General features: G+C 67.0%; 25 protein-coding genes. 23 read left to right on the top strand and 2 right to left on the bottom strand.

The genetic code is table 11. From position 1 onward, the window contains the following. The first annotated feature begins 12 nt into the window (after positions 1-12). From H3H37_RS23080 to H3H37_RS23060, 5 genes are all read left to right on the top strand, one after another. Entirely contained in the window at positions 13-1,065 is a 1,053-nt protein-coding gene (locus tag H3H37_RS23080) for a bifunctional UDP-4-keto-pentose/UDP-xylose synthase (protein ID WP_182166913.1), read from the top strand. A gap of 4 nt (positions 1,066-1,069) precedes the next feature. After that, a complete protein-coding gene (locus tag H3H37_RS23075) occupies positions 1,070-2,047 on the top strand; it encodes a polysaccharide deacetylase family protein (protein ID WP_229218993.1) in 978 nt (325 codons plus the stop codon). Between the two features lie 73 nt (positions 2,048-2,120). Next, complete coding sequence (locus tag H3H37_RS23070; RefSeq protein ID WP_182166943.1) at positions 2,121-2,564, top strand: peroxiredoxin; 444 nt, start codon at positions 2,121-2,123, stop codon at positions 2,562-2,564. A gap of 259 nt (positions 2,565-2,823) precedes the next feature. Then, positions 2,824-4,680 (top strand): PhoH family protein, encoded by a 1,857-nt coding sequence (locus H3H37_RS23065; protein WP_182166911.1) that lies wholly within the window; start codon positions 2,824-2,826, stop codon positions 4,678-4,680. A 267-nt stretch (positions 4,681-4,947) separates the two neighbouring features. Further along, positions 4,948-5,235 (top strand): type II toxin-antitoxin system HicB family antitoxin, encoded by a 288-nt coding sequence (locus H3H37_RS23060; protein ID WP_182166909.1) that lies wholly within the window; start codon positions 4,948-4,950, stop codon positions 5,233-5,235. Between the two features lie 16 nt (positions 5,236-5,251). On the opposite strand, the gene H3H37_RS23055 is transcribed toward H3H37_RS23060, so the two are convergent. Further along, entirely contained in the window at positions 5,252-5,986 is a 735-nt protein-coding gene (locus H3H37_RS23055) for a glutathione S-transferase (protein ID WP_182166907.1), read from the bottom strand. A 114-nt stretch (positions 5,987-6,100) separates the two neighbouring features. On the opposite strand from H3H37_RS23055, the gene H3H37_RS23050 reads away from it, so the two are divergent. Then, on the top strand, positions 6,101-6,862 hold the full coding sequence (locus H3H37_RS23050; protein WP_182166905.1) for a sulfite exporter TauE/SafE family protein: 762 nt from the start codon (positions 6,101-6,103) through the stop codon (positions 6,860-6,862). 94 nt (positions 6,863-6,956) lie between these two features. After that, the gene (locus H3H37_RS23045) at positions 6,957-8,393 is read left to right on the top strand and encodes a hypothetical protein (protein WP_182166903.1); all 1,437 of its coding nucleotides are present in this window, start codon (positions 6,957-6,959) and stop codon (positions 8,391-8,393) included. A gap of 8 nt (positions 8,394-8,401) precedes the next feature. Here H3H37_RS23045 and H3H37_RS23040 read toward each other — a convergent pair whose 3' ends face one another. Beyond that, on the bottom strand, positions 8,402-9,118 hold the full coding sequence (locus H3H37_RS23040) for a class I SAM-dependent methyltransferase (protein WP_229218992.1): 717 nt from the start codon (positions 9,116-9,118) through the stop codon (positions 8,402-8,404). Positions 9,119-9,366: 248 nt separating this feature from the next. Between H3H37_RS23040 and H3H37_RS26170 the strand changes: the two genes are divergently transcribed. From H3H37_RS26170 to H3H37_RS22960, 16 genes are all read left to right on the top strand, one after another. Next, positions 9,367-11,031, top strand: a complete 1,665-nt coding sequence (locus H3H37_RS26170; protein WP_182166901.1) for a sensor histidine kinase — start codon at positions 9,367-9,369, stop codon at positions 11,029-11,031. Next, the gene (locus tag H3H37_RS23030; protein WP_229218991.1) at positions 11,028-11,732 is read left to right on the top strand and encodes a response regulator transcription factor; all 705 of its coding nucleotides are present in this window, start codon (positions 11,028-11,030) and stop codon (positions 11,730-11,732) included. Before H3H37_RS26170 ends, H3H37_RS23030 begins: the two co-directional genes overlap by 4 nt. A 308-nt stretch (positions 11,733-12,040) precedes the next feature. Then, complete coding sequence (locus H3H37_RS23025) at positions 12,041-12,187, top strand: Flp family type IVb pilin (protein ID WP_182166899.1); 147 nt, start codon at positions 12,041-12,043, stop codon at positions 12,185-12,187. A 71-nt stretch (positions 12,188-12,258) separates the two neighbouring features. Further along, complete coding sequence (locus H3H37_RS23020; RefSeq protein ID WP_182166897.1) at positions 12,259-12,432, top strand: Flp family type IVb pilin; 174 nt, start codon at positions 12,259-12,261, stop codon at positions 12,430-12,432. A 103-nt stretch (positions 12,433-12,535) separates the two neighbouring features. Beyond that, positions 12,536-12,712, top strand: a complete 177-nt coding sequence (locus tag H3H37_RS25955) for a Flp family type IVb pilin (protein WP_182166895.1) — start codon at positions 12,536-12,538, stop codon at positions 12,710-12,712. Continuing rightward, complete coding sequence (locus tag H3H37_RS23010) at positions 12,709-13,806, top strand: phosphatase PAP2 family protein (protein ID WP_182166893.1); 1,098 nt, start codon at positions 12,709-12,711, stop codon at positions 13,804-13,806. Before H3H37_RS25955 ends, H3H37_RS23010 begins: the two co-directional genes overlap by 4 nt. Beyond that, complete coding sequence (locus H3H37_RS23005; protein WP_229218990.1) at positions 13,803-14,393, top strand: A24 family peptidase; 591 nt, start codon at positions 13,803-13,805, stop codon at positions 14,391-14,393. Before H3H37_RS23010 ends, H3H37_RS23005 begins: the two co-directional genes overlap by 4 nt. Next, complete coding sequence (locus tag H3H37_RS23000; RefSeq protein ID WP_182166891.1) at positions 14,390-15,022, top strand: methyltransferase family protein; 633 nt, start codon at positions 14,390-14,392, stop codon at positions 15,020-15,022. The genes H3H37_RS23005 and H3H37_RS23000 overlap by 4 nt, the downstream gene beginning before the upstream one ends. 17 nt (positions 15,023-15,039) lie before the next feature. Continuing rightward, a complete protein-coding gene (locus H3H37_RS22995) occupies positions 15,040-16,401 on the top strand; it encodes an ATP-binding protein (RefSeq protein ID WP_220456539.1) in 1,362 nt (453 codons plus the stop codon). Then, positions 16,398-17,249 (top strand): Flp pilus assembly protein CpaB, encoded by an 852-nt coding sequence (gene cpaB / locus H3H37_RS22990; RefSeq protein WP_182166889.1) that lies wholly within the window; start codon positions 16,398-16,400, stop codon positions 17,247-17,249. The genes H3H37_RS22995 and cpaB overlap by 4 nt, the downstream gene beginning before the upstream one ends. A gap of 21 nt (positions 17,250-17,270) precedes the next feature. Further along, complete coding sequence (locus H3H37_RS22985) at positions 17,271-18,845, top strand: type II and III secretion system protein family protein (RefSeq protein WP_182166887.1); 1,575 nt, start codon at positions 17,271-17,273, stop codon at positions 18,843-18,845. A 10-nt stretch (positions 18,846-18,855) separates the two neighbouring features. Then, positions 18,856-19,122, top strand: coding sequence for a pilus assembly protein (locus H3H37_RS22980; protein ID WP_182166885.1), 267 nt, complete (start codon positions 18,856-18,858; stop codon positions 19,120-19,122). A 20-nt stretch (positions 19,123-19,142) separates the two neighbouring features. After that, positions 19,143-20,411, top strand: a complete 1,269-nt coding sequence (locus tag H3H37_RS22975; RefSeq protein WP_182166883.1) for a pilus assembly protein TadG-related protein — start codon at positions 19,143-19,145, stop codon at positions 20,409-20,411. 10 nt (positions 20,412-20,421) lie between these two features. Then, positions 20,422-20,877 carry a TadE/TadG family type IV pilus assembly protein gene (locus H3H37_RS22970; protein ID WP_182166881.1) on the top strand — a complete coding sequence of 152 codons (456 nt, stop codon included), beginning with the start codon at positions 20,422-20,424 and terminating at the stop codon, positions 20,875-20,877. Next, positions 20,874-21,320 carry a TadE/TadG family type IV pilus assembly protein gene (locus tag H3H37_RS22965; protein ID WP_182166879.1) on the top strand — a complete coding sequence of 149 codons (447 nt, stop codon included), beginning with the start codon at positions 20,874-20,876 and terminating at the stop codon, positions 21,318-21,320. Before H3H37_RS22970 ends, H3H37_RS22965 begins: the two co-directional genes overlap by 4 nt. A 29-nt stretch (positions 21,321-21,349) precedes the next feature. After that, the gene (locus tag H3H37_RS22960) at positions 21,350-22,504 is read left to right on the top strand and encodes a CpaE/TadZ family protein (protein ID WP_182166877.1); all 1,155 of its coding nucleotides are present in this window, start codon (positions 21,350-21,352) and stop codon (positions 22,502-22,504) included. The last annotated feature ends 17 nt before the right edge of the window (positions 22,505-22,521 follow it).

Genomic DNA, 22,521 nt, shown 5'->3' with positions numbered 1-22,521 from the left:
AGAGAAGATCACATGAAAAAAGTCCTCATCCTCGGCGTCAACGGCTTCATCGGCCACCACCTGTCGAAGCGCATCCTGGAAACGACCGACTGGCACCTCTACGGCATGGACATGAGCACGGACCGCATCACCGACATCCTGGAGAATGAAGCGTACAAATCGCGCATGCACTTCTTCGAAGGCGACATCACGATCAACAAGGAATGGGTCGAGTACCACGTCAAGAAGTGCGACGTGATCCTGCCGCTGGTGGCCATCGCCACCCCGTCGACCTATGTCAAGCAGCCGCTGCGCGTGTTCGAACTGGACTTCGAGGCCAACCTGCCCATCGTCCGCTCGGCCGCCAAGTACGGCAAGCACCTGGTGTTCCCATCGACCTCGGAAGTGTACGGCATGTGCCACGACGAGGAATTCGATCCCGAGAACTCGGAACTGATCTGCGGCCCGATCAACAAGCCGCGCTGGATCTACTCCAACGCCAAGCAGCTGATGGACCGCGTGATCTGGGGCTACGGCATGGAAGGCCTGAACTTCACCCTGTTCCGCCCGTTCAACTGGATCGGCGCCGGCCTCGATTCCATCCACACGCCGAAAGAAGGTTCGTCGCGCGTGGTGACCCAGTTCTTCGGCCACATCGTGCGCGGCGAGAACATCTCGCTGGTCGACGGCGGCAACCAGAAGCGCGCCTTCACCGACATCGACGACGGCATCGACGCCCTGATGAAGATCATCGAGAACAAGAACGGCGCCGCCACCGGCAAGATCTACAACATCGGCAACCCGACCAACAACTACTCGATCCGCGACCTGGCCGGCATGATGCTGAAGCTGGCCGAGGAATACCCGGAGTACGCCACCGGCGCCAAGCAGGTCAAGATCGTGGAAACCACCTCCGGCGCCTACTACGGCGCGGGCTACCAGGACGTGCAGAACCGCGTGCCCAAGATCACCAACACCTGCGACGAGCTGGGCTGGAAGCCATCGACCACCATGGCCGACGCACTGCGCAAGATCTTCGACGCCTACCGCAGCCAGGTGGCCGCAGCCCAGGCCCTGATGGATTGATGATTTGACCGGTCCCCTGCCCAACCAGCATCAGCCCCTGCTGACGCTCAAGATCGATGTGGACACCTATCGCGGCACCCGCGAGGGTGTGCCCAACCTGGTGCGCATGCTGAGCGCGCACCAGGCCCACGCCACCTTCCTGTTCTCGCTGGGACCGGACCACACGGGCTGGGCCCTGCGGCGCGCCCTGCGGCCCGGCTTCTTCAGCAAGGTGTCGCGCACCTCCGTGGTCGAGCACTACGGCCTCAAGACCCTGATGTACGGCACGCTGCTGCCGGGGCCGGACATCGGCAAGCAGTGCGCGGCCGAGCTGCGCGCCGTGCGCGACGCCGGTTTCGAATGCGGCATCCACACCTGGGACCACGTGCTGTGGCAGGACAACGTGGCCAAGCGCCACGCCGCCTGGACCGTGGCCATGATGCGCAAGGCCGCAGCGCGCTACGCCACTGTATTCGGCGCACCGCCGCACACGCACGGCGCGGCCGGCTGGCAGATGAACGGCGCCGCCTTCGTCGAGCACGACACGGCCGGCTACCGCTACGCCTCGGACCAGCGCTGCGTGCTCAACGAGAACGGCACGCTGGCCAACCCGGCCGACGGCCCGCACCGGCTGGCCGTGGACGGCAAGGTGCTCGACTGCATCCAGTTGCCCACCACCCTGCCCACGCTGGACGAGCTGCTGGGGCGCGAGATCGACGGCACCCTGATCACGACCGCCAACATCGCCCCCTTCCTGCTCAAGCTGACGGCCGGCGCCACGCGCGACCATGTGTACACCTTGCACGCGGAGCTTGAAGGACAGAAACTCGCCCCCATCTTCGAGCAGTTATTGGCCGGATGGCGCGCCCAGGGTTATCGACTGGCGTCCATGGCCGACCACTACGGGCAGGTCAAGGATGACGTGCTGCCCGTGTGCCCCATGACGTGGGGCGAATTGCCGGGACGTTCGGGCCAGCTGATGGTGCAAGGCGCCGCCCGCTAGTCCCCGCAGTCCCCGTTGCTGAAGTTCACCGTTCAGGAGAGACCCTGTGGCTGATCGCCAAACCGTAGCACCCATCGCCGACTTCGCCGCCCCCATGACGGGTGGGCAGACCTTCCAGCTGGCCGGCCGCCCGGCCCGCTACACGGTGCTGTATTTCTACCCCAAGGACAACACACCGGGCTGCACCACCGAGAGCATGGCCTTCCGCGACCTGCATGCGCAGTTCCAGGCGGCCGGCACCGAGATCTACGGCATCAGCCGCGACTCGCTGCGCTCGCACGAAGGCTTCAAGGCCAAGCTGGGCCTGCCGTTCGAGCTGATCTCGGACCCCGAGGAAACGCTGTGCCAGCAGTTCGGCGTGATGAAGCTGAAGCAGATGTACGGCAAGACCGTGCGCGGCATCGAGCGCAGCACGTTTGTCATTGACGCTCATGGGCAATTGGTGAAAGAATGGAGAGGCGTGAAGGTAGCAGGTCACGTCGATGAAGTGCTGGAATTCGTGGCGCGTCAGGGTTGATCGCACGCGCGGCGAACGTCCAGTTTGCCCAACCGTAGCTCGTCCATGCGCAAGCAGCCATTTTGAGTCAGCACTGTACCAACTCTCACCCTACATGGTGGCCAGCCGGCCACCACGCGGTATCTTACCCGGGCCGATCGCGTGCCCGTCGGCAGTCCTGTAACCCTGTTTCCCCCGCATCCATCCCATCCGGCCGCCCCGCTCGCGCCAGGCGCACCCGTGGGCGGATTCCTCCAGAATTTATTTGATCGAGATCCTGATGCCACTGCCAAAAATTCCAAGTAAGCCAGCGACTTTACTGCTGGCAAAAGATTATCCCAAGGCCAGCGGCGCCAACCCCACACCGGCCCTCGCGGTCGACGCCGTCGAACCGGTAGCCGCGCCGGCAACGACCGCTGCCGCCAAGAAGGCGCCGGCCAAGGCCAAGGCCGCCACCGTCAAGGCCGTGCCCGTGGCCAAGCCCGCCGTGGCGAAGGCTGCGGTGGCCAAGCCGGCCGCCGCCAAGGCCAAGCCCAAGGCCGCCATCCTGCAGGCCGCGCCACTGCACGCGCCGGCCGGCGAAGCGTCGCCCACGCCATCGAAGGTCAAGGCCGCGCCAGCCGCGCGCGCCAAGGTCACGCCGATCACGGCCGAAGCGCCGCATCCGGCCAAGCACAAGCCGGTGGAAGTGCCGCTCAAGTCGTCCACCAGCCGCCACGCCGACCAGACCGGCCAGACCAAGCTGTTCGTGCTCGACACCAACGTGCTGATGCACGACCCGTCCTCGCTGTTCCGCTTCGAGGAGCACGACGTCTACCTGCCGATGATGACGCTGGAGGAACTGGACAACCACAAGAAGGGCATGACGGAAGTGGCCCGCAACGCGCGCCAGGTGTCGCGCACGCTGGACGCGCTGGTATCGAACACGGACGACGACGCGATCGAAAAAGGCATCCCGCTGTCCAAACTGGGTAACAAGGACGCCAAGGGCCGTTTGTACTTCCAGACCCGCCTGCAAAGCGCGGACCTGCCGGCCGGCCTGCCGGTGGGCAAGGCCGACAACCAGATCCTGGCTGTGGTCCGTTCGCTGGAAGCGGAGCAGGAAGGGCGGCCCGTGGTGCTGGTGTCGAAAGACATCAACATGCGCATCAAGGCCCGCGCGCTGGGCCTGCCGGCGGAAGACTACTTCAACGACCATGTGCTGGAAGACACCGACCTGCTGTACTCGGGCATCGTGCAACTGCCCGATGACTTCTGGAACAAGCACGGCAAGGACATGGAGTCGTGGCAGGAGAACAAGAACGGCCAGAGCGCCACGTTCTACCGCGTGACGGGCCCGTTCGTGCCGTCGATGCTGGTCAACCAGTTCATCTTCCTGGAACCGAAAAACGGCGAAGCGCCGTTCTACGGCCAGGTCAAGCAGATCAACGGCAAGACGGCCGTGCTGCAAACCCTGCGCGACTTCAGCCACAACAAGAACAATGTGTGGGGCGTGACGGCGCGCAACCGCGAGCAGAACTTCGCGCTGAACCTGCTGATGAACCCCGAGTGCGACTTCGTCACGCTGCTGGGCCAGGCCGGCACCGGCAAGACCCTGCTGGCACTGGCGGCGGGCCTGGCGCAGGTGCTGGAGACCAAGCTCTACAACGAGATCATCGTGACCCGCGTCACGGTGCCCGTGGGCGAGGACATCGGCTTCCTGCCCGGTACGGAAGAAGAGAAGATGTCGCCCTGGATGGGCGCCTTCGACGACAACCTCGAAGTGCTCAACAAGTCCGACTCCGACGGCGGCGAATGGGGCCGCGCGGCCACGCAGGACCTGATCCGTTCGCGCATCAAGATCAAGTCGCTCAACTTCATGCGCGGCCGCACCTTCGTCAACAAGTTCCTGATCATCGACGAAGCGCAGAACCTGACGCCCAAGCAGATCAAGACCCTGGTCACGCGCGCCGGTCCCGGCACCAAGATCCTGTGCCTCGGTAACATCGCGCAGATCGACACGCCGTACCTGACGGAAGGTTCGAGCGGCCTGACCTACGTGGTCGACCGCTTCAAGGGCTGGGCGCACAGCGGCCATGTGACGCTGGCGCGCGGCGAACGCTCGCGCCTGGCCGACCACGCCAGCGACGTGCTGTAACCGTTTCCACCCACCCACGCCCCGCCCGCAGCGATGCCGGCGGGGCGTTTTACTTGTGTACTCAAGTATCACCACCGGTCCCGCTGCGGCGCACCAAAATGGGGCTGGCGCGGCGCTGGCCACGGCGGCGTGCGCGCATGCCGCATCGCGTCGTAAATTGGCGCTCCCATGCACGAAATAGCTTGAAGCCGGACCTTGTCCGTGTAAAACTTAGTCTTGCAGCGCAACGTCAACAAGGGCCGCCCACTTTCCACAGGACAAGCCGCTATGGACATCCCGATATTGATCCACATGGACAAGGAAAGTGTCTACGGCGTCACTGTTCCGGACTTGCCGGGCGTGCGCTCCTCGGGCGCCACCATCGACAAGGCCATGAGCAATGCCGCCAAGGCCATCTACGGCCACGTGGGCCAGCTGGTGGAACAAGGCAAGCCGTTCGAAATCAAGCCGTCGCCCGTGGAAGCGCTGTCGCGCGAACCCGATTACGCGGGCGGCATCTGGGCCCTGGTCAGCTTCGACCTGGCCAGGCTCGACGATCCTCCAGACGACGACTGACGCCCCCCCGCCCCGATCACCGGTCCAGTTCCGGATAGTGGCGGAAGATCCCATCCTCATTGAACGGCAAGCGCCGCGCCGACTTCAGGTAAGCGGCGATGCGTGGCCGCGCCGCCACGCTGTCGTGCAGCGCCAGCAAGCGCGGCCACGCCTGCTGCTGGCGCGCCATCGCGTTGGGAAACGCATAGCGCAAGCCCGCCACCAGCTGGAACAGCGACAAGTCCACATACGATAGCCGCCCGCCCACGGCATGGTTGCCGCGCGCCGGATTGTGCACCAGCACGCCTTCGAAATAACCGAGGTACTTGGGCAGGCGCCGGGCCGTGAAGTCGGCCGCGCGGGTGCGGGCGGCCGGCTGTTGCTGCTCGTAGTAGAGGTTGGTCGACAGCGGATGGTGGCAGTCGTGCACCTCGTTCACGATGTCGGCGATGGTCAGCTGCAACTGGTTGGCCCACAGCCGCCCCTGCTGCGCGCGCGGCGCCAGCCCGTGGCGGGCGCCCAGGAACTGCAGGATGTTGGCCGTCTGCCCGATCAGCAGTTCGCCGGCCCGCAGCACCGGCGGCGCGAACGACGGATGGGCGGTGACGGCGCCGTCCAGGCTGGCCAGCATGGCCTCCATGCCGCGTTCGCCGCGCCGGCGCGCCACGTCCACGTAGGCCACGCCAGCCGCCTCCAGCGCCAGCCGCACGAATTCCCCCCGGCCCTGGATGCCGGGCCAGTAGTAGAGCTGGTAGGGTGCGGTCGGGTGCATCAGTCCATGTTAGCATTTTTAACACAGGCTGGGCAGCTCCGGCGCGACACGGCCGGCGCCGGTATAATGCTCCGGCCCCTGTCCATTTCAGCCATTCCACGCCCGAGTCCTCCCATGCCGCCCGTTCCCCCGCTTGAGATTTCCGTAGTCCTGATGATCGCCGCCGCCGGCTTCTTTGCCGGGGTGCAGAACGCGCTGGCCGGCGGCGGTTCCTTCATCACCTTTCCCGCGCTGCTGCTGGCCGGCCTCAATCCGCTGGCGGCCAATATGACCTCCACCATCGCCATGTTCCCCAGCCAGACCACCTCGGCCGTGGCGGGGCGCAAGCTGACGGCCGACGTGGGCCCGCTCACGTTCCGCCAGATGTTCGCCATCAGTGTGGCCGGCGGTGTGGTCGGAGCGCTGCTGCTGCTCAACACGCCCGCCTCGTTCTTCGCCCGGCTGGTGCCATGGCTGGTGCTGTTCGCCACTTCCATGTTCGCCTGGGGCAGTTTCCGCCGCAAGCCGCTGCACGCGGCCGGTTCCGTGCCGCGCTGGGCGCTGGTGCTGGTGCAAAGCTGCATCGCCATCTACGGCGGCTACTTTGGCGGCGGCATCGGCTTCCTGATGCTGGCCGCGCTGACCATCGCCGGCCAGCAGGTGCGCGCCGCCACCGCCACCAAGAACATGCTGGCCATGGCCATGAATGCCGCCGCCACCCTGATCTTCGCCACCTCGCACCTGATCAGCTGGCCAGCCGCGCTGGCCCTGTGCGCGGGCGGCATCGCCGGCGGCCTGTGCGGCGCCTGGCTGATCCATCGCCTGCCGGAAAAGGTAATGCGCACCTTCGTGGTGCTGGTGGGCGCCACGCTCACCGTGTGGATGTTCATGCGATAAGAAATAGACAGGCGCCGCCGCGCCTGCTATGTTGCTGCCGTCGGCAGGCCGCTCGGGCATCCACGCCGCCATCCCATCCCGCTGGAGGACGCCTTTGGATAGCCTTGCCGCGCCGCGCGCCGTGATTTTCCCCCGCTGGGGCTGGCCCCCCATGGTCGTGGTGGCCGCCCTGATTGGCTTCCTGCTACCCATGGTGCACCGGCCGCTGTTGCTCGATGGCGACACCTACTGGCATCTGGCGGCCGGCCAATGGATGCTGGACCACGCCACCGTCCCCCACACCGATCCTTTCTCGGCGACCATGCCGGGCACGCCGTGGGTGGCGCATGAATGGCTGTCGGAAGTACTGATGACGCTGGCCTACCAAGGCGCAGGCTGGAGCGGACTGCAACTGCTGTGCAGTGCCACGCTGGCCCTGACGCTGGCCATGATCGCCCGCTATCTGACGCGCTGGCTGGACCAGCCGGCCGCACTGGTGAGCGCGGTGGTAGCCTGCTTCGCCATCGTGCCCAGCCTGCTGGCGCGGCCGCACCTGATCGCGCTGGTGCCGCTGGTGGCGTGGTGCGTCGCGCTGCTACGGGCCCGTGAGCTGGAGCGCGTGCCCGCCTGGCCGCTGCTGCCGCTGATGACGCTGTGGGCCAACCTGCACGGCAGTTTCGTGCTCGGCCTGGCGCTGGCCGGCGTGCTGGCGCTGGAAGCGGTCGCCGCCGCGCCGGGCCGACGCCTGCCCGAGGCAGCGCGCTGGGCCGTATTCCTGGCGGCCGCCACCGCCGCGACCATGCTCACGCCCTACGGCTGGCACGGCCTGCTGTATCCGCTGCAACTGATGCGGCTGGACCTGATCGCCTACATCGCGGAATGGCAGCCGCCCAACTTCAACCATCCACAACCGCTGACGCTGGCCCTGCTCGTCCTGTTGTACGTGGCGCTGACCCGTCCAGTGACAGTGCCCCTGTCGCGCCTGTTCATCGTACTGGCCCTGCTGACCATGGCGCTCAAGCACAGCCGCCACCAGGTGGTGGCCGGGGTCGTGGGGACGCTGGTGCTGGCGGCCCCGCTGGGCCAGGCGCTGGGCTGCCAGGTGGCCGGCGGCGCGCGCATGGCCGCCCGGCGCTGGGGCGCGGTGGCGCTGGCCCTGGCGGGGCTGGCGGTGGCGCTGCGCTTGGCCATGCCCGTGGCGCGCACCGACGACCACGCCACGCCTGCCACGGCGCTGCGCCACGTGCCGGCGGCCCTGCTGTCCCAACCCGTGTTCAACAGTTACGAATTTGGCGGCTACCTGATCCATCGCCACGTGCGCCCCTTCGTCGATGGCCGCTCCGACATGTATGGCGACGCCTTCATGCGCGACTATATGGCGCCGTTCGCGCCGGACCGGGCCGCGTTCGAACGCCTGGCCGCGCGCTACGGCGTGCGCTGGGCCCTGGTCGCGGCCGACAGCACGCCCATGCTGTACCTGCTCGACACGCTGCCCGGCTGGCGCCGGCTATATGGCGATCAGGTGGCCACCGTCTATGTCCGGGTAGACTGAACGCGCGCTCAGCGCCGCGCCATCAGGCAATACTGGGCGCCGGCCGGGCACCAGCGCAACCACCGTTCCAGCGGCCGCAGCCGGCGTAGCAGGCCGGGGAAGAAGATGCGGAAGCGCCGCTCCACGCCGCCATAACCGGCCCGGCGCAAGGTGGCGGCCAGCGCCGGCGCCGAGATCAAGCGGGCGTTGACATCGAACGGACAGGTGTTGACGGCCCGCACCGTCAAGGGATTCCAGGGATTGTGCTCGAACACGAACAGCTGACCACGCTCGGACAGCAGCCGGTGCAAGCCGGCCAGCACCGTCGCGTGTTCGGCCGGATCGATATGGTGCAGCACGCACGCGCACAGAATGACATCGAACGTCCCGTCCGGGAACGGCAACTGGCGGCCATCGAACAGCACAAATTCCGCCAGGCCTGGAAACCGCGCCTCCCCCAGCGCCAGGCATTTGCCCGACACATCGAGACAGGTAATGCGCGCGCCCGGCAGGTGCTTGTGGAAGTAAGGCACGGAATTGCCGATGCCGGCGCCGAAATCGAGGATACGCAGCCCGGCGCCGGAGCGGCCCCGCGCCGCCAGCGTGGCCGCGATGTCGGCCACCTTGTACTCGGCGAAAAAATCGGGTGATTCACCCGACAGCGCGATGTTGGCCGCATGCTGGGCACGGTATTCGTCGGCGAAGCCGTCGAACTCGGATTCCGTCAAGGGACTGCGATCATTCATCCGTGCGCCCCTCCTCGACCGCCCTGGTTGGTGACTGTTAGCTGCCGCGCGCCGCCGGCCGCCGCCTGCTCGCAGTATGCATGATTCCGGCAAAATTTCACCGTACGATCGTGCTTTAAATCACCCATGTGTGGCATCGCCGTTATTCATACAACAAATTTGATCCATGGATATGGACGCTGCCCGCATCAGCCGTTAGACTGAACCAATTGTTACAATACCAGCAAGAAAACTGGGCTGGAGCGCCTGTGAGCGACAACATTACACACACCCTCAGGCTATCAAAAGACCCCACCGACGCCTCCATGGTCAACCGGATGCGCCTGGTATTGGCCATGACCTGCCTGCTCACCCTGTTCATCGATCCGGCCGGCATGGGCCGGATGAACGACTTCACCATTTTCGTGTTCGCCGGCTATCTGCTGCACAGCCTGGTGTTGAACGTGTTCGCCTCGCCGCGCCTGCGACCGCACGTGGCCTACTGGCTCGACGTGGGCTGGTTCTACCTGATCGTGCTCGTCACGGGCGGCAGCAACAGCTTCTTTTTCCTGTTCTTCTTCTTTTCCATCCTGGCCGCCTCGTTCACGTTCGGCTTCGAGGCCGGCGCCCGCACCACGCTGGTGTCGACCGCCCTGTTCGCCACCACGGCCGTCAGCGCCCACACCGACGCGGCCCTGTCGCGCGTGCTGTTGCGCGCCACCTTCCTGCTCGCGTTCGGCTACATGGTCGCCCACTGGGGCGGTCTGGTGGTGTCGCAGCAACGGCGCCTGGCCTTGCTGCACGAAGTGACGCAGCAATCGAATCCGCGCTTCGGCGTGAACCAGACCATCGCCACCGTGCTGGAAAAAATCCGCCAGTTCTACGGCGCCAGCCGCTGCATCCTGCTGATGCGCGAGAACGGCGCCGAGCACTGGTCGCTGCGGGCGGCCAGCGGCGACCAGGCGACACGCGGCATCCAGCCCACCCGCCTGAGCGCCGAGGCGGCCGCCCCGCTGCTGGCGTTCAGCACCGGCCGCACGGTGCTGCACACGCGCCCGCTGGACGGCCTGCTGCGCCGCCGCCCGGTGTCGCGCGAATACCTGGCATCCCGCCAGCGCTGGGTGCGCATGGCGCCCGAGGCGGCCAGCGACCTGGCCGAACTGCTCGACGCCGGCGCGCTGGTGACCGTGCCGGTGCCCCTGCGCACCGGCGAAGGCCGGCTGATCGTGGTCACCGAGCGCCACGAACTGAACCGCCAGGATGCCCAGTTCCTGCTGCACATCGTCAGCCAGGTGTTCCCCGTGATCGAGAATATCGAGCTGCTCGACCGCATCGCCTCCGACGCCTCCCAGCGCGAGCGCGAGCGCATCGCGCGCGACCTGCACGACACGACGGTGCAGCCCTACATCGGCCTCAGCCATGGCCTGAGCGCGATCCGCAAGCAGGCCGCGGCCGACAACCCGCTGCTGCCGGAACTGGACAACCTGCAAGCGATGACCACCAAGGTGATCGGCGACCTGCGCCGCTACGCCAGCAGCTTCCGGGCCGGACGCCAGGGCCTGAGCGAACCGGAACTGCTGCTGGCGCTGCGGCGCCACGCCAGCCAGGTCAAGCAGTTCTATGGCATCGACATCGCCGTCCACAGCCAGGGCCAGTTGCGCGGCAACGACCGGCTGGCGGCCGAAGTGTTCCAGATCGTTAGCGAAGGCATCAGCAACATCTGCAAGCACACGGACGCGCGCAATGGCGCCGTCACGCTGGCCTGCGGCGAGCGCGAGCTGGACATCCGCATCGAGAACGACTGCGCCGCCGACGCCGTGACCAGTTTCCGCCCCCATTCCATCACGGAGCGGGCGCTGGCCCTGGGTGGCCAGGCCCAAGTGCTGCCCGGAACGGCGCACAGCACCGTGGTGCAGATCACCATTCCCATTTGAAACGAGAGAAAGGCTACAACGTGTCCACCGATCCCCCTATCCGCGTCCTGCTTGTGGACGACCATCAAACCATGATCTGGGGTTTGCGCAAGCTGATCGAAAGCGAGGGCAACACCATGCAGGTGGTGGGATGCGCCGCCGACTGCGCCGGCGCGCTGGCCCAGGCCCGGGCCGTGTCCCCGGACGTGATCGTGCTGGACCTGGACCTGGACGGCACCAGCTCGCTGGGCATCCTGGCCGACCTGGTCAAGGGCAGCGGCGCGCGCGTGCTGGTGCTGAGCGGCACGCGCGACGCGTCCCAGCTCGACGCGGCCGTGCTGCACGGCGCCCGCGGCGTGGTCGGCAAGGACGCGGCGGCCGACGTGGTGCTGCAGGCGATCCGCAAGCTGCACCAGGGCGAGCTGTGGCTGGACCAGGGCCTACTGGGCCGCATCTTCGACGACATGCGCAACCCGCCCAAGCGCCGCAAGGCCGATGCCGGGGCCGACAAGATCGCCTCGCTGACGGCCAAGGAACGCCAGATCTGCGACCTGATCGCGGCCGGCGGCGGCGGCAACAAGGCGCTGGCCCAGACCCTGTTCATTTCCGACCACACGCTGCGCAACCACTTGACCTCGATCTACCACAAGCTGGGCGTGACCAACCGCCTGGACCTGTACGTTTTCATGACCACCCAGCGCGCCGAACCGCAAGAACGCTAAGCACCCGCTGTCTCCCCTGCCGGGCCCCGAACCTGCCCGCCTCCCTGTCCCGCCGCATCCACCGCCCCCGTCCGCAGCCCCATCCCAGCCGCGCGCACGTCAATTGTCATTTTATTTTGACAACATTTCTTACCCGTGACAAATGTCCTGAAATTGCTCCTGCAAAAAGGGCGTTTTGTCCCGGCAAAAAAAGGACAGTTGTCTGATGTAGCGCAACACGGCTTTCTTTATAGTGAACTCATCAGTACGGTTTCGGTGCCGACTGAGGCTAGCAAGGCTGAACCAACCTATCCAAACGGGAGCGCTGTATGCGTGAAATCGACCCTTCGCCCACGCCCTGGCAGCGTTTTGTCCAGGGAGAGAGCGGAGCGACGTTTTACGAGACGGTGCTGGTGGCCTCGCTGATCGCCGTCGTGTGCGTCATCGTATTGCTGGCGCTCGGCAAGAATTTCTGAGGCGGCGCACCAGCGCCTTGGAACCCGGTCTGTTTGGTGCGACTGTCCTATCCCTCTTAAGGAGCAATATCATGAAAGCGATTCAAAAATTTCTGCGCGAAGAAGACGGTGTGACGGCGATCGAATATGGCCTGATCGCGGCCCTGATCGCCGTCGTCATCATCGCCGCCGTCACCGTCGTCGGCACTCAGCTGAACATCACCTTCAACAAAATCGGCTCCAAGCTGACCACCGCCAATAGCTGATCTGGCAAGGCGCCACCTCCCTGGCGGCGCCTTGCCGCCAGAGCGGGCGCACCGACCGCGGGGAGCGGCCTGCGGTCTATCCATTTGGACAGGAGAGTTCATCGTGAAAAACTGGGTATGGGGTTTTCATCGTGATCGCTCCGCCGTGACCGCGATCGAATATGCCTTGCTGGCCGCCCTGATCGCGGTCGTCATCGTCGGCGCCGTGGCTGGTGCCGGCAGCCAGCTGCAGCAGTTATATGAACACGTCAAGGACCAGGTCGTCCTGGCCATGCAATGAACACCGCGCCCACATTCCCCACCGCTAGCCTGCGCAACGAGCTGCGCGCCACTTGGCGCGAGCACCGCTGGCTGCTGCTCATCGTGCTGGTCCACACGCTGGTGGCCGCGGTACTACTCGTGCGCTTCCCGGACCAGAACGATGTGTGGCCGATGGCGGAAGGCTTCCTCACCTCGCTGCTGCTGGGCCCCCTGTTTACGTTGTGCGCCTATACCCTGTACGTGATGGTCTGCAAGCGGCCGCGTCAGCTAATCGCTTATCTGCGCCGGCGCATCGGCACCTATGTCACCGGCCAACGCCTGCTGCACGCGCTGCCAGCGCTGCTGCTGCTGCCGCTGTTCGCAACGAGCTTCACCATCACCAAGGCGGCCGTGCCCTTGCTGCATCCCTACGACTGGGACACGCGCCTGGCCGCCGCCGACCGGCTGCTGCACGGCGGCGTGCAGCCCTGGGTCTGGCTGCAGCTGCTGGCCGGCCATCCGCTGGTGACGGCCGTCCTCAACCTGGCCTACCACCTGTGGTTCTTCATCATGTTCGCCACCCTGTACTGGCTGGTATTTAGCACCGTGCGGCCCCTGCTGCGCATGCGCTTCCTGCTCAGCTTCGTGCTGTCCTGGATCCTGATGGGCAACGTGATGGCCGTGCTGCTGTCGTCGGCCGGTCCGTGCTACTACCACCTGGTGGTGACCGGCCCCGACCCGTATGCGCCGCTCATGCACTACCTGCACCAGGCCGACCACCGCTTCCCCGTGATGGCGCTCAAAGTGCAGGACATGCTGTGGCAAGGCTACCGCCATGGCGTGGGCGTGTCGGGCCTGACCATCTCGGCCATGCCCAGCATGCACGTGGCCAGCTCCGTGCTGCTGGCCCTGCTGGGCTGGCGGCTGCGCCCGGCCATCGGCGTGGCGCTGACCGTGTTCGCCGTGATGATCCTGGCCGGCTCCATCCACCTGGGCTGGCACTACGCCGTGGACGGCTACGCCGGCGCGGCCGGCGCCATCCTGATCTGGACACTGGTGGGCCGGCTGCAAGGGCACGAGCAGGCCCCCGTCAACGCCGCACCGGCGCCAGCGCCGGCCGGGAGCGCAACATGACGTTCGACCCCCGCATGCTGCCGCCGGCGGTCGTACTGGCCGGGCTGCTCGCGGCCGCCGTCTGGCACGACGTGCGCACGCGCCGCATCCCGAACCGCCTGGTGTTCGGCGGCGCCGTGGCCGGCCTCGCCTTCCAGACCCTGCTGCCGGCCGGCGCCGGCCTGTTCGCCTCGCCATTCGGCGCGCTCGGCCTGCTCAACGGCCTGGCCGGCCTGGGCCTGGGGCTGGCGCTGCTGCTACCCCTGTACATGCTGGGCGCCATGGGCGCCGGCGACGTCAAGCTGATGGCCATGAGCGGCGCCTTCCTCGGCCCGCACGATGTACTGGGCGCGGCCCTGCTGACCCTGATGGCCGGTGGCGTGCTGGCCTTGACGGTGGCGCTGGCCAGCGGCCGCATGGGCCAGGTGCTGGCCAATCTGCGCCAGTTGCTGCTGCACGCGCTGGTGCGGGCCGGCACCGGCGGCACGGCCCGGCTCGACGCCCCGCCCGCCCCCACCGGCAAGCTGGCCTATGCCATCGCCATCGCCGCCGGCACCGCGCTGCAACTGATGCTGGCGCGCGTGCCAGCCTGGAGCAATCTGCTATGAACACCACACCACACCCGCTGACCATGCTGCTGCGTTCGCGTCCCCTCAACCTGGTGCTGGGCACGGTGCTGGCCTGGGCCTGGGGCCTGTTCTGCTACGCCCACCTGCAAGCGTTCCAGCGCAGCGGCGACTGGAGCTACCTGCTGTTTTGCGCGTCCGAGTCGCTGGTGGCCGTGCTGTTCCTGGTCCGCTCGGAGCCGGTACGGGTGTCGCACAGCGCGCTCGACTGGGGCCTGGCCATCGCCGCCACGTTCGTGCCTTTCCTGTTTTCGCCCACCAGCGAGGCGGTGCTGCCGGCGGCCCGGCTGGTGATCGTGGCCGGCATCTTGCTCCAGATCGGCGGCCTGCTCTCGCTCAACCGCAGCTTCGGCCTGGTGGCGGCCCACCGCACGCTCAAGACCAATGGCCTGTACGGCGTGGTACGCCATCCGCTCTATGCCAGCTACCTGCTGTCGTACACCGGCTATATTCTGAACAACACGAGCGTGTTGAACGTCACCGTCAGCGCGCTGGCCGGGGCCCTGATGATGGCGCGCCTGCTGCGCGAAGAACGCTTCCTGGCGCGCGACCCGGGCTACCGGGCCTACATGGCGCAAGTGAAATACCGCGTAATTCCACGCCTGTTCTGACCCCGACCGAGGATAGCATGATGTTGGCCACCACCCTGCCCGCCACCAGCGCCACCGTCGCCGACCCCTTGCGCGCGCCCGCTCCGCGCACGGTGGAGGAGACGGGACTGCCCCAGCTGTTCCTGGTCGACCTGCTGTGCAAAATCCTGGCCCAGCATGGCCAGATGCACCTGAGCGAACTGGCCGCCAGCACCAAGCTGCCTATCAGCGTGCTCGACGCCGTGCTGGCGCCGATGCGCGCGGAAAAACTATGCGAAGTAGCGCGCCGCGGCGGCAGCGGCACGGATGCCGACCTGTGCTTCAACCTGACCGAACTGGGCCGCCTGCGGGCCCTGGAGGCAGCCCAGCGCGACGCCTACGCCGGCCCCGCACCCGTCGCCTACGCGGACTACGTGGCCCAGATCCAGCGCAACAGCGTGACCCACCAGCCGCTGTCGCGCGCCCACATGCAGCGCGTGTACGACGGCGTGGTGGTGCGCCCGGCCCTGCTCGACCAGCTGGGTGCGGCCTTCAATTCCGGCCGCGCCATCTTCATGCACGGCCCGGCCGGCAGCGGCAAGAGCTACCTGGCCGAGCGGCTGCACGGCCTGCTTGAAGGCGAGGTGCCGGTGCCGTACGCGATCCTGATCGACGGCGCCGTGGTGCCCATCTACGACCCCGTGGTGCATCCGGCCGTGCCCGAGCAGGCGCCCGCCGGCAGCCAGTTCGACCGCCGCCTCACGCGCGACCTGCGCTGGGTGCGCTGCCAGCGCCCGGCCGTGCTCACCGGCGGTGAACTGACCATCGAGATGCTGGACTTACGCTTCGACCATGGGGCGCGCCTGTACCAGGCCCCGCCCCACCTGAAGGCCAACGGCGGCATCCTGGTGATCGACGACCTGGGGCGCCAGCGCTGCTCGGCGGTGGAACTGATGAACCGCTGGATCGTGCCGCTGGACCGCCACATCGATTTTCTGGCGCTGCAAAACGGCTACAAGTTCGCCGTGCCGTTCGACATGATCGTCGTGTTCTCGTCCAACCTGCAGCCGGAGGAACTGGCCGACGGCGCCTTCCTGCGCCGGCTCGGCTACAAGATCCATGTGGGACCGCTGCCCGAGGCGCTGTACCGCACCGTGTTCCGCCAGGTGTGCGAGCGGCTCGGCCTGGCCTACGACGACGCCATGTTCGACTACCTGCTGCGCGCCCACCACGGGCCCGAAGACCGGCCCCTGATGGCCTGCTATCCGAACGACTTGCTGGGCCAGTTATGCGACCTGGCCCATTACGAAGGCCGCGAACCGCGCCTTGATCAGGCCGGACTCGACTGGGCCTGGCAAAACTATTTCGGCACGTCCGCGGACGATGCCGGCGACCGTACTAACCAGGGGGATCAAAAATGAGAAATACACGCGCCGTGATCATGATGCTGGTGGCCATCGTCCTCGCCTTTGGCGCGGTGCTGGTGGCGGCCCAATGGATCAACAAGCAGTCGGCCTCCAACACCCAGAAAGTCGCCGTGGCTCTGGTCGAGATTCCGCTCGGCTCCCGCATCAACGCGGAAATGGTGCGGCTGGTGGACTGGCCGGCCAACGCCATCCCGCCGGGCGCCTTCAATGATCCCAAATTGCTCGACACGCGCGTCACGCGCACCAGCATCCAGCGCGGCGAACCGCTGATGGAAAGCAAACTGGCCCCACCGGGCACCCAGGGCGGGCTGTCGGCCGTGGTGGCCGAGGGCATGCGCGCCATGACCGTGCGCGTAAACGACGTGGTGGGCGTGGCCGGCTTCGCGCGGCCCGGCAACTTCGTCGACATCCTGGTCAACACCCAGGACGAGGCCCTGCGCAACGGCGCCAAGGACCCCAGCATCTCCAAGATCGTGCTCGAACACATCCTGGTGCTGGCCATCGCCCAGGAAGCCGACCGCGACGACACCAAGCCCAAGGTGGTCAACGCCGTCACGCTGGAAGTGACGCCGGAGCAGGCCGAGAAGCTGGACCTGGCGCGCAGCGTGGGCACGCTGTCGCTGGTGCTGCGCAACCAGATCGATCCCAAGCCGGTGCAGACGGCCGGCGCCACCAAGTCCACCGTGCTGGGCAAGCCGGCGCCCGTGGTGGCCGAGGCCAAGCCGGCGCCCGTGGCGGCGCCGCGCGAGCCGGCGCCCAAGCGCGTGGCGGTCGTGCGCCCGCCGGCCAAGGACCAGGTTGAAATCATTCGGGGGCTGGATCGCAGCACCCAGCAATTTTAAGCCGACACCAGGAGCTTAAGCATGAACACTATCCGCTGCATCAAGACCAGCAACGCGTTGCGCCTGAGCCTCGTGCTGGCCGGCCTGTTGACCGCCTGGAGCCACGCCGCCACCGAACCGGCCCAGCCGGCCAAAGCGAGCAAGGCCGCCAAGGCGGCCAAGGCCGAAAAAGCCGACAAGGTCGCCAAGGCCGACCCGGCCCCGGCCCGTGCCGGTACGGTCGAACTGGCGCCCCAGGTCCAGCTGTCCGAGGGCAAATCGACGCTGATGCGCCTGCCCTTCCCGGCCACCCTGCTGTCGGTGGGCGACACCGGCATCGCCGATGTGCGCCTGATCAAGCCCGACGAGGTCTACATGCTGGGCAAGAGCGCCGGCACCACCAACCTGATCGTGCGCAACAAGCAGGGCGACACCACCATCGTCGACTTGGCCGTGAGCGTGGACACGGGCGCGCTGCAGGCGCGCTACAGCCAGTTGCTGCCGGGCGAGAAGGACTTGCACATCACGGCCGCGGCCGACACGCTGATCCTGTCGGGCACGGTGTCGGACGTGGTCAAGGCCGACCAGGCCATGGCGCTGGCCACCGCTTACGTGCAGCGCGGCGCGCGCGCCGGCGGCCAGGGCGGCGCATCCGGTGCCGCGGCCGGCGGCGCCGGCGCCAGTGCCGGCGCGGCCGGTGGCGGCGACAGCGCCGGCAGCCCCCGGGTGGTCAACCTGCTCAAGATCGCCGCCCCGCAGCAGGTGATGCTGGAGGTGAAGGTGGCTGAAGTGTCCAAGACCCTGGTCGACCAGCTCGGCGCCAGCCTGGGCGTGAGCCGCACCGTGGGCGGCTGGTCGTACACGCTGCTGTCGAACCTGCTCAGCTCCAATCCCGGCAAGCTGGACGCGTTCAATAACCGCAACGGCAACTTCGCCACCCTGGACGCGCAAAAACGCGACGGCCTGGTCAAGGTGCTGGCCGAACCGACCATCATGGCCATCAGCGGCCAGGAGGCCAGCTTCCTGGCCGGCGGCAAGATCTTCATTCCTGTGTCCCAAAGCAATAACAACGGCACCCAGACCATCACGCTCGAGGAGAAGGAATTTGGGGTGGCCGTCAAGTTCACACCCACCGTGCTCGATGGCGGACGCATCAACCTGAAGGTGGCGCCGGAAGTGTCGGACCTGAACAAGGAGGGGGTGGGCATCACGGCCACCGGCATCAACACCACGGCCATCCTGCCCTCGTTCACCACGCGCCGCGCCATGACCACGGTCCAGCTATTCGACGGCCAGAGCTTCGCCATCGGCGGCCTGATCAAGAACAACGTCACCACCAGCATCAAGGCCTTCCCCGGCCTGGGCGAGATCCCCGTGCTGGGCGCGCTGTTCCGCTCCAGCGACTTCCAGACCGACCGCAGCGAACTGGTGTTCATCGTCACGCCGCGCCTGGTGCAGCCGCTGCCGGCCGACTACAAGCTGCCCACCGATGGCTACATCCAGCCCAGCCGCGGCGAATTCTTCCTGCAGGGCAAACTCGAAGGCCAGCCGCCGTCGCAGTCCGGCCCGGCCCCCCAGCAAGCCGCGCCCGCCGCTGGCGGCTTTGAAGTGAAATAGGAGAACCACCATGAAAACCATCCTGTGCGCCGCCGGCGCCGCCCTGCTGCTGGGTGGCTGCGCCTCCAACACGCCCTACCTGGACAGCCAGTTCGGCAACGCCAACCGCATGCTGCAGGCGCAGCAGACCATGGCGCCCCAGGGCTTGGCGGGCAACCCCGGCACCGGCGTGGACGGCAAGGTGGCCAAGAGCGGCTACGACCAGTACCAGAAGAGCTACCGTGCGCCCGAGCAGCAAAGCCAGGCGTTCACCATCGGCCTGGGCACGGGCAAGTAAGCGGCGACGGAGCTGGCATCATGCGCCCCCCCCTTCCCACCAGCGAGCGCGGTTCGGTGGCCATCATCGCCGCCATCACGCTGCCCATCCTGATCGGCTTCGCCGGCCTGGCGCTGGACGGCGGCCGCTTGTATGTGCACAAGACGGAACTGCAGAACGCGGCCGACGCTTGCGCGCTGGCGGCCGCGCGCGACCTGACGCCGTGCGGCGCCGGCGACCCGTCCTGCCTGGCCAAGGCGGAGAACAGCGGCCTGACCGTGGCCCAGCGCAACCGCTTCGATTTCCAGGGCATGGCCATCGGCGCCAGCCAGCTGACGGCGGCCGACATCAAGTTCAGCCCCACCTTCGACAACCCGTTCTCGGCCGGCACCGCCTTCAAGACCCGCAACGGCGGCGCCGACCCGACCTCGCGCTACGCCTATTGCCGGCCGCACCAGGGCGGCATCCTGCTGTGGTTCATGGAAGTGCTGGGCTTTAGCACCCAGAGCGTCGACGCCTACGCCGTGGCCACGCTGTCGCCGGCGCAGGAGAACTGCGCCATCCCGCTCGGTGTGTGCATGCCTTCCGGCTCGGTGGCCAGCAATCCGTTCGCGCTGCTGCACCAGGGCGACTGGCTGAGCAGCAAGCTGGACAATTCAGAGACCGGCAACTTCGACTGGGCCTCCTTCCCCAACACGGGCAACGGCGCCAGCGCCATCGCCGACCAGTTGGCGGGCACCGGCATCTGCAACCTGCCGACGCTGCCCATCCAGGTCGGCAAGCCCGGCAACATGACCTCGCTCAACAAGGGCTGGAACACCCGCTTCGGCCTGTACCAGGGCAGCTATAACGTCACCAGCAACGCGCCCGACTTCACCGGCTACGCCTACACGCCCCTCTCGTGGTCGACGATGCACGACGCCTATGGCGGCACGGCCGGCAGCGCCACCAACTTCAAAACGGCGCGCGCCCAGAACCTGGCCTACCAGGGCGATGCGGCGACGGGCCTGTCGATGAGCAACGGCTACCAGGGCATCACCAGCGCCCAGCACACCCAGTACGGCGCCGACCGCCGCCTGGTCATCGCGCCGCTGGTCGACTGCGACGCCTGGCGCAACAACGTCAGCCACCAGACCACGGTGCTCGGCTACGCCTGCGTGCTGATGCTGCATCCGATGGACGGCTCCGGCGGCAACGTCTACCTGGAATTCCGCGACGACGCTTCCTCAGCCACCAGCGCCTGCGCCACGGCCGGCGCCGTCGGCGGCCCGGGCAGCTCCGGCCCGCTGGTGCCCACCCTGGTGCAATAGGAGAGTGGCCATGCGATTCCCGCGCAAACAACAAGGCGCCGCCGCCGTCGAGCTGGGATTCCTGCTGATCCCGCTGGTGCTGCTGGCCTTTGGCGTCAGCGAATACGGCCGCGCCATCTACCAGTACAACACGCTGGTCAAGGCCACCCGCGACGCCACCCGCTACCTGTCGGCCCAGGGGCCGGGCAACGCCACCACCATCAGCGCGGCCAAATGCCTGGCCGTGTATGGCGACGCCAGTTGCACCAGCACCACGCCGCTGGTGCCGGACCTGACCACGGACATGGTCAGCGTGTGCGACAGCATCAGCTGCCCGTCGACCAACCTGAACCAGGCTACCGGCAGCGGCGTGATCAACCTGGTCACCGTGACCATCAGCGGCTACCCGTTCACGTCGCTGGTGCCGTTCGTCGCGCCCAGCATCACGTTCAACAACATCAGCACCACCATGCGGCAAATCCTATGAGACCATCGCTGCCAGCCCGCCGGCGCATGCGGGGCGCCACCATCGTCGAGTTCGCCGTCGTGGGCTCGACCTTCCTGCTGCTGCTGATCGGGGCGATGGAACTGGGCCGCATGCTGTTTTACTGGAACAGCGCCGTCGAGGCCACCCGCCTGGGCGCGCGCGTGGCGGCCGTGTGCGACGTCAACGCGACGGCCATCAAGACCAAGGTGCAATCGATGCTGCCCATCCTCAACACCGGCGATATCGACGTCACCTACACGCCCAGCGGCTGCACCGTCAACAATTGCTACTACGTCACGGTCGCCATCCATAGCGGTACCGTGGTGCAAAACTTCATACCGTTCGTGTCGCTGAACCTGACGCTGCCGGCCATGTCGACCACGCTGCCGCGCGAGAGCATGCTGAGCACCGTCAACGGTACAGCGAACCCGATCTGCAACTGAACCATTATTTGAACCGAACAGGAGTCATCGTGAAAATCACCGTCGTGTCCAGAACCGAGAAGCAACTGCTGGAACTGTCGCGCCTGCTGCGCGAGCGCAATGGCGCCGACGAGATCGACGCCATCCTGGGCAAGCTGCAACGGCTGCAGGAACCGGTCGACAGCAATTTGCTGCTGCTGGACCAGCCCACGCTCGACGAGGCCGACCTGGACCAGCTCGAGCGCCTGAGCACCGGCTACCCCACGCTGGCCGTGATCGTCATCTGCCAGCAGCAGGACCCCGAATTCCTGATGCAGGCCATGCGCAGCGGCGTGCGCGAGGTGCTGCCCAGCCCGGCCGACCCCGAGCAGCTGCTGCCGGCCGTGCGCCGCATCGAGGAAAAGCTGCAGAACCGCGTGCGCCCGCTGGGCAAGGTGCTGGCCTTCATCTCGTGCAAGGGCGGCAGCGGCGCCACCTTCATCGCCACCAACCTCGGTTACGCGCTGGCCACCCAGGAGAACAAGAAGGTGGCCCTGTTCGACCTCAACCTGCAATTCGGCGACGCCTCGCTGTTCGTGTCGGACCACAAGCCGCCGGCCACGCTGGCCCAAGTGGCCCAGCAGATCCACCGGCTCGACCCGTCGTTCCTGGCCGCCAGCATGGTGCAGGTCTCGCCCAACTACGGCGTGCTGGCCGCGCCCGAGGACCCGGCCCACGCCAACGACGTCAAGCCCGAACACATCAGCCAGCTGCTGCAACTGGCGCGCCAGCACTATGACTTCGTGCTGCTTGACATCGGCCGCAGCCTGGACGCCGTGTCCGTGCGCGCGCTCGACCAGGCCGACATGATCTTCCCCATCCTGCAACTGACCCTGCCCTACATCCGCGACGGCAAGCGCCTGCTGGGCGTGTTCCGTTCGCTCGACTACCGCAAGGACAAGATCCACCTGATCGTCAACCGCTACGCGCCCGGCGGCGAGATCCGCCTGTCGGACTGCGAGGACGCGTTCGGCACCCGCATGTTCAAGACCGTGCCCAACCACTACGAGGCGGCGGCCGCCTCCGTCAACCAGGGCGTGCCCATCCTGCAGCTGGCCAAGGCCAGCCCCGTGTCCAAGGCCTTGCAAGAGCTGGCCCGCCAGCTGGCCGGCGAGCCGGGCGAGGAGACGCGCAGCTGGCTGTCCAAAATTCTCAAGCGTGCCTGACGGCGCGCGTAACACCG

The organism is Rugamonas brunnea, from assembly GCF_014042345.1.
GTDB classification, from domain to species: Bacteria; Pseudomonadota; Gammaproteobacteria; order Burkholderiales; family Burkholderiaceae_D; genus Rugamonas; species Rugamonas brunnea.
Note: the sequence above shows the minus strand (reverse complement) of the source record. Positions and strands in the feature narration are given on the sequence as shown.

What these genes read in the sequence shown, in the direction of transcription:
- H3H37_RS23050 (WP_182166905.1), top strand. Translation starts at nt 6,101, where the DNA reads ATGCCGCCCGTTCCCCCGCTTGAGATTTCCGTAGTCCTGATGATCGCC.
- H3H37_RS23000 (WP_182166891.1), top strand. Translation starts at nt 14,390, where the DNA reads ATGAACACCACACCACACCCGCTGACCATGCTGCTGCGTTCGCGTCCC.
- H3H37_RS22965 (WP_182166879.1), top strand. Translation starts at nt 20,874, where the DNA reads ATGAGACCATCGCTGCCAGCCCGCCGGCGCATGCGGGGCGCCACCATC.
- H3H37_RS22985 (WP_182166887.1), top strand. Translation starts at nt 17,271, where the DNA reads ATGAACACTATCCGCTGCATCAAGACCAGCAACGCGTTGCGCCTGAGC.
- H3H37_RS23005 (WP_229218990.1), top strand. Translation starts at nt 13,803, where the DNA reads ATGACGTTCGACCCCCGCATGCTGCCGCCGGCGGTCGTACTGGCCGGG.
- H3H37_RS22975 (WP_182166883.1), top strand. Translation starts at nt 19,143, where the DNA reads ATGCGCCCCCCCCTTCCCACCAGCGAGCGCGGTTCGGTGGCCATCATC.
- H3H37_RS23020 (WP_182166897.1), top strand. Translation starts at nt 12,259, where the DNA reads ATGAAAGCGATTCAAAAATTTCTGCGCGAAGAAGACGGTGTGACGGCG.
- H3H37_RS22995 (WP_220456539.1), top strand. Translation starts at nt 15,040, where the DNA reads ATGATGTTGGCCACCACCCTGCCCGCCACCAGCGCCACCGTCGCCGAC.
- H3H37_RS23055 (WP_182166907.1), bottom strand. Translation starts at nt 5,986, where the DNA reads ATGCACCCGACCGCACCCTACCAGCTCTACTACTGGCCCGGCATCCAG.
- H3H37_RS22970 (WP_182166881.1), top strand. Translation starts at nt 20,422, where the DNA reads ATGCGATTCCCGCGCAAACAACAAGGCGCCGCCGCCGTCGAGCTGGGA.
- H3H37_RS23065 (WP_182166911.1), top strand. Translation starts at nt 2,824, where the DNA reads ATGCCACTGCCAAAAATTCCAAGTAAGCCAGCGACTTTACTGCTGGCA.
- H3H37_RS23040 (WP_229218992.1), bottom strand. Translation starts at nt 9,118, where the DNA reads ATGAATGATCGCAGTCCCTTGACGGAATCCGAGTTCGACGGCTTCGCC.
- H3H37_RS23080 (WP_182166913.1), top strand. Translation starts at nt 13, where the DNA reads ATGAAAAAAGTCCTCATCCTCGGCGTCAACGGCTTCATCGGCCACCAC.
- cpaB (WP_182166889.1), top strand. Translation starts at nt 16,398, where the DNA reads ATGAGAAATACACGCGCCGTGATCATGATGCTGGTGGCCATCGTCCTC.
- H3H37_RS23010 (WP_182166893.1), top strand. Translation starts at nt 12,709, where the DNA reads ATGAACACCGCGCCCACATTCCCCACCGCTAGCCTGCGCAACGAGCTG.
- H3H37_RS23025 (WP_182166899.1), top strand. Translation starts at nt 12,041, where the DNA reads ATGCGTGAAATCGACCCTTCGCCCACGCCCTGGCAGCGTTTTGTCCAG.
- H3H37_RS22980 (WP_182166885.1), top strand. Translation starts at nt 18,856, where the DNA reads ATGAAAACCATCCTGTGCGCCGCCGGCGCCGCCCTGCTGCTGGGTGGC.
- H3H37_RS23060 (WP_182166909.1), top strand. Translation starts at nt 4,948, where the DNA reads ATGGACATCCCGATATTGATCCACATGGACAAGGAAAGTGTCTACGGC.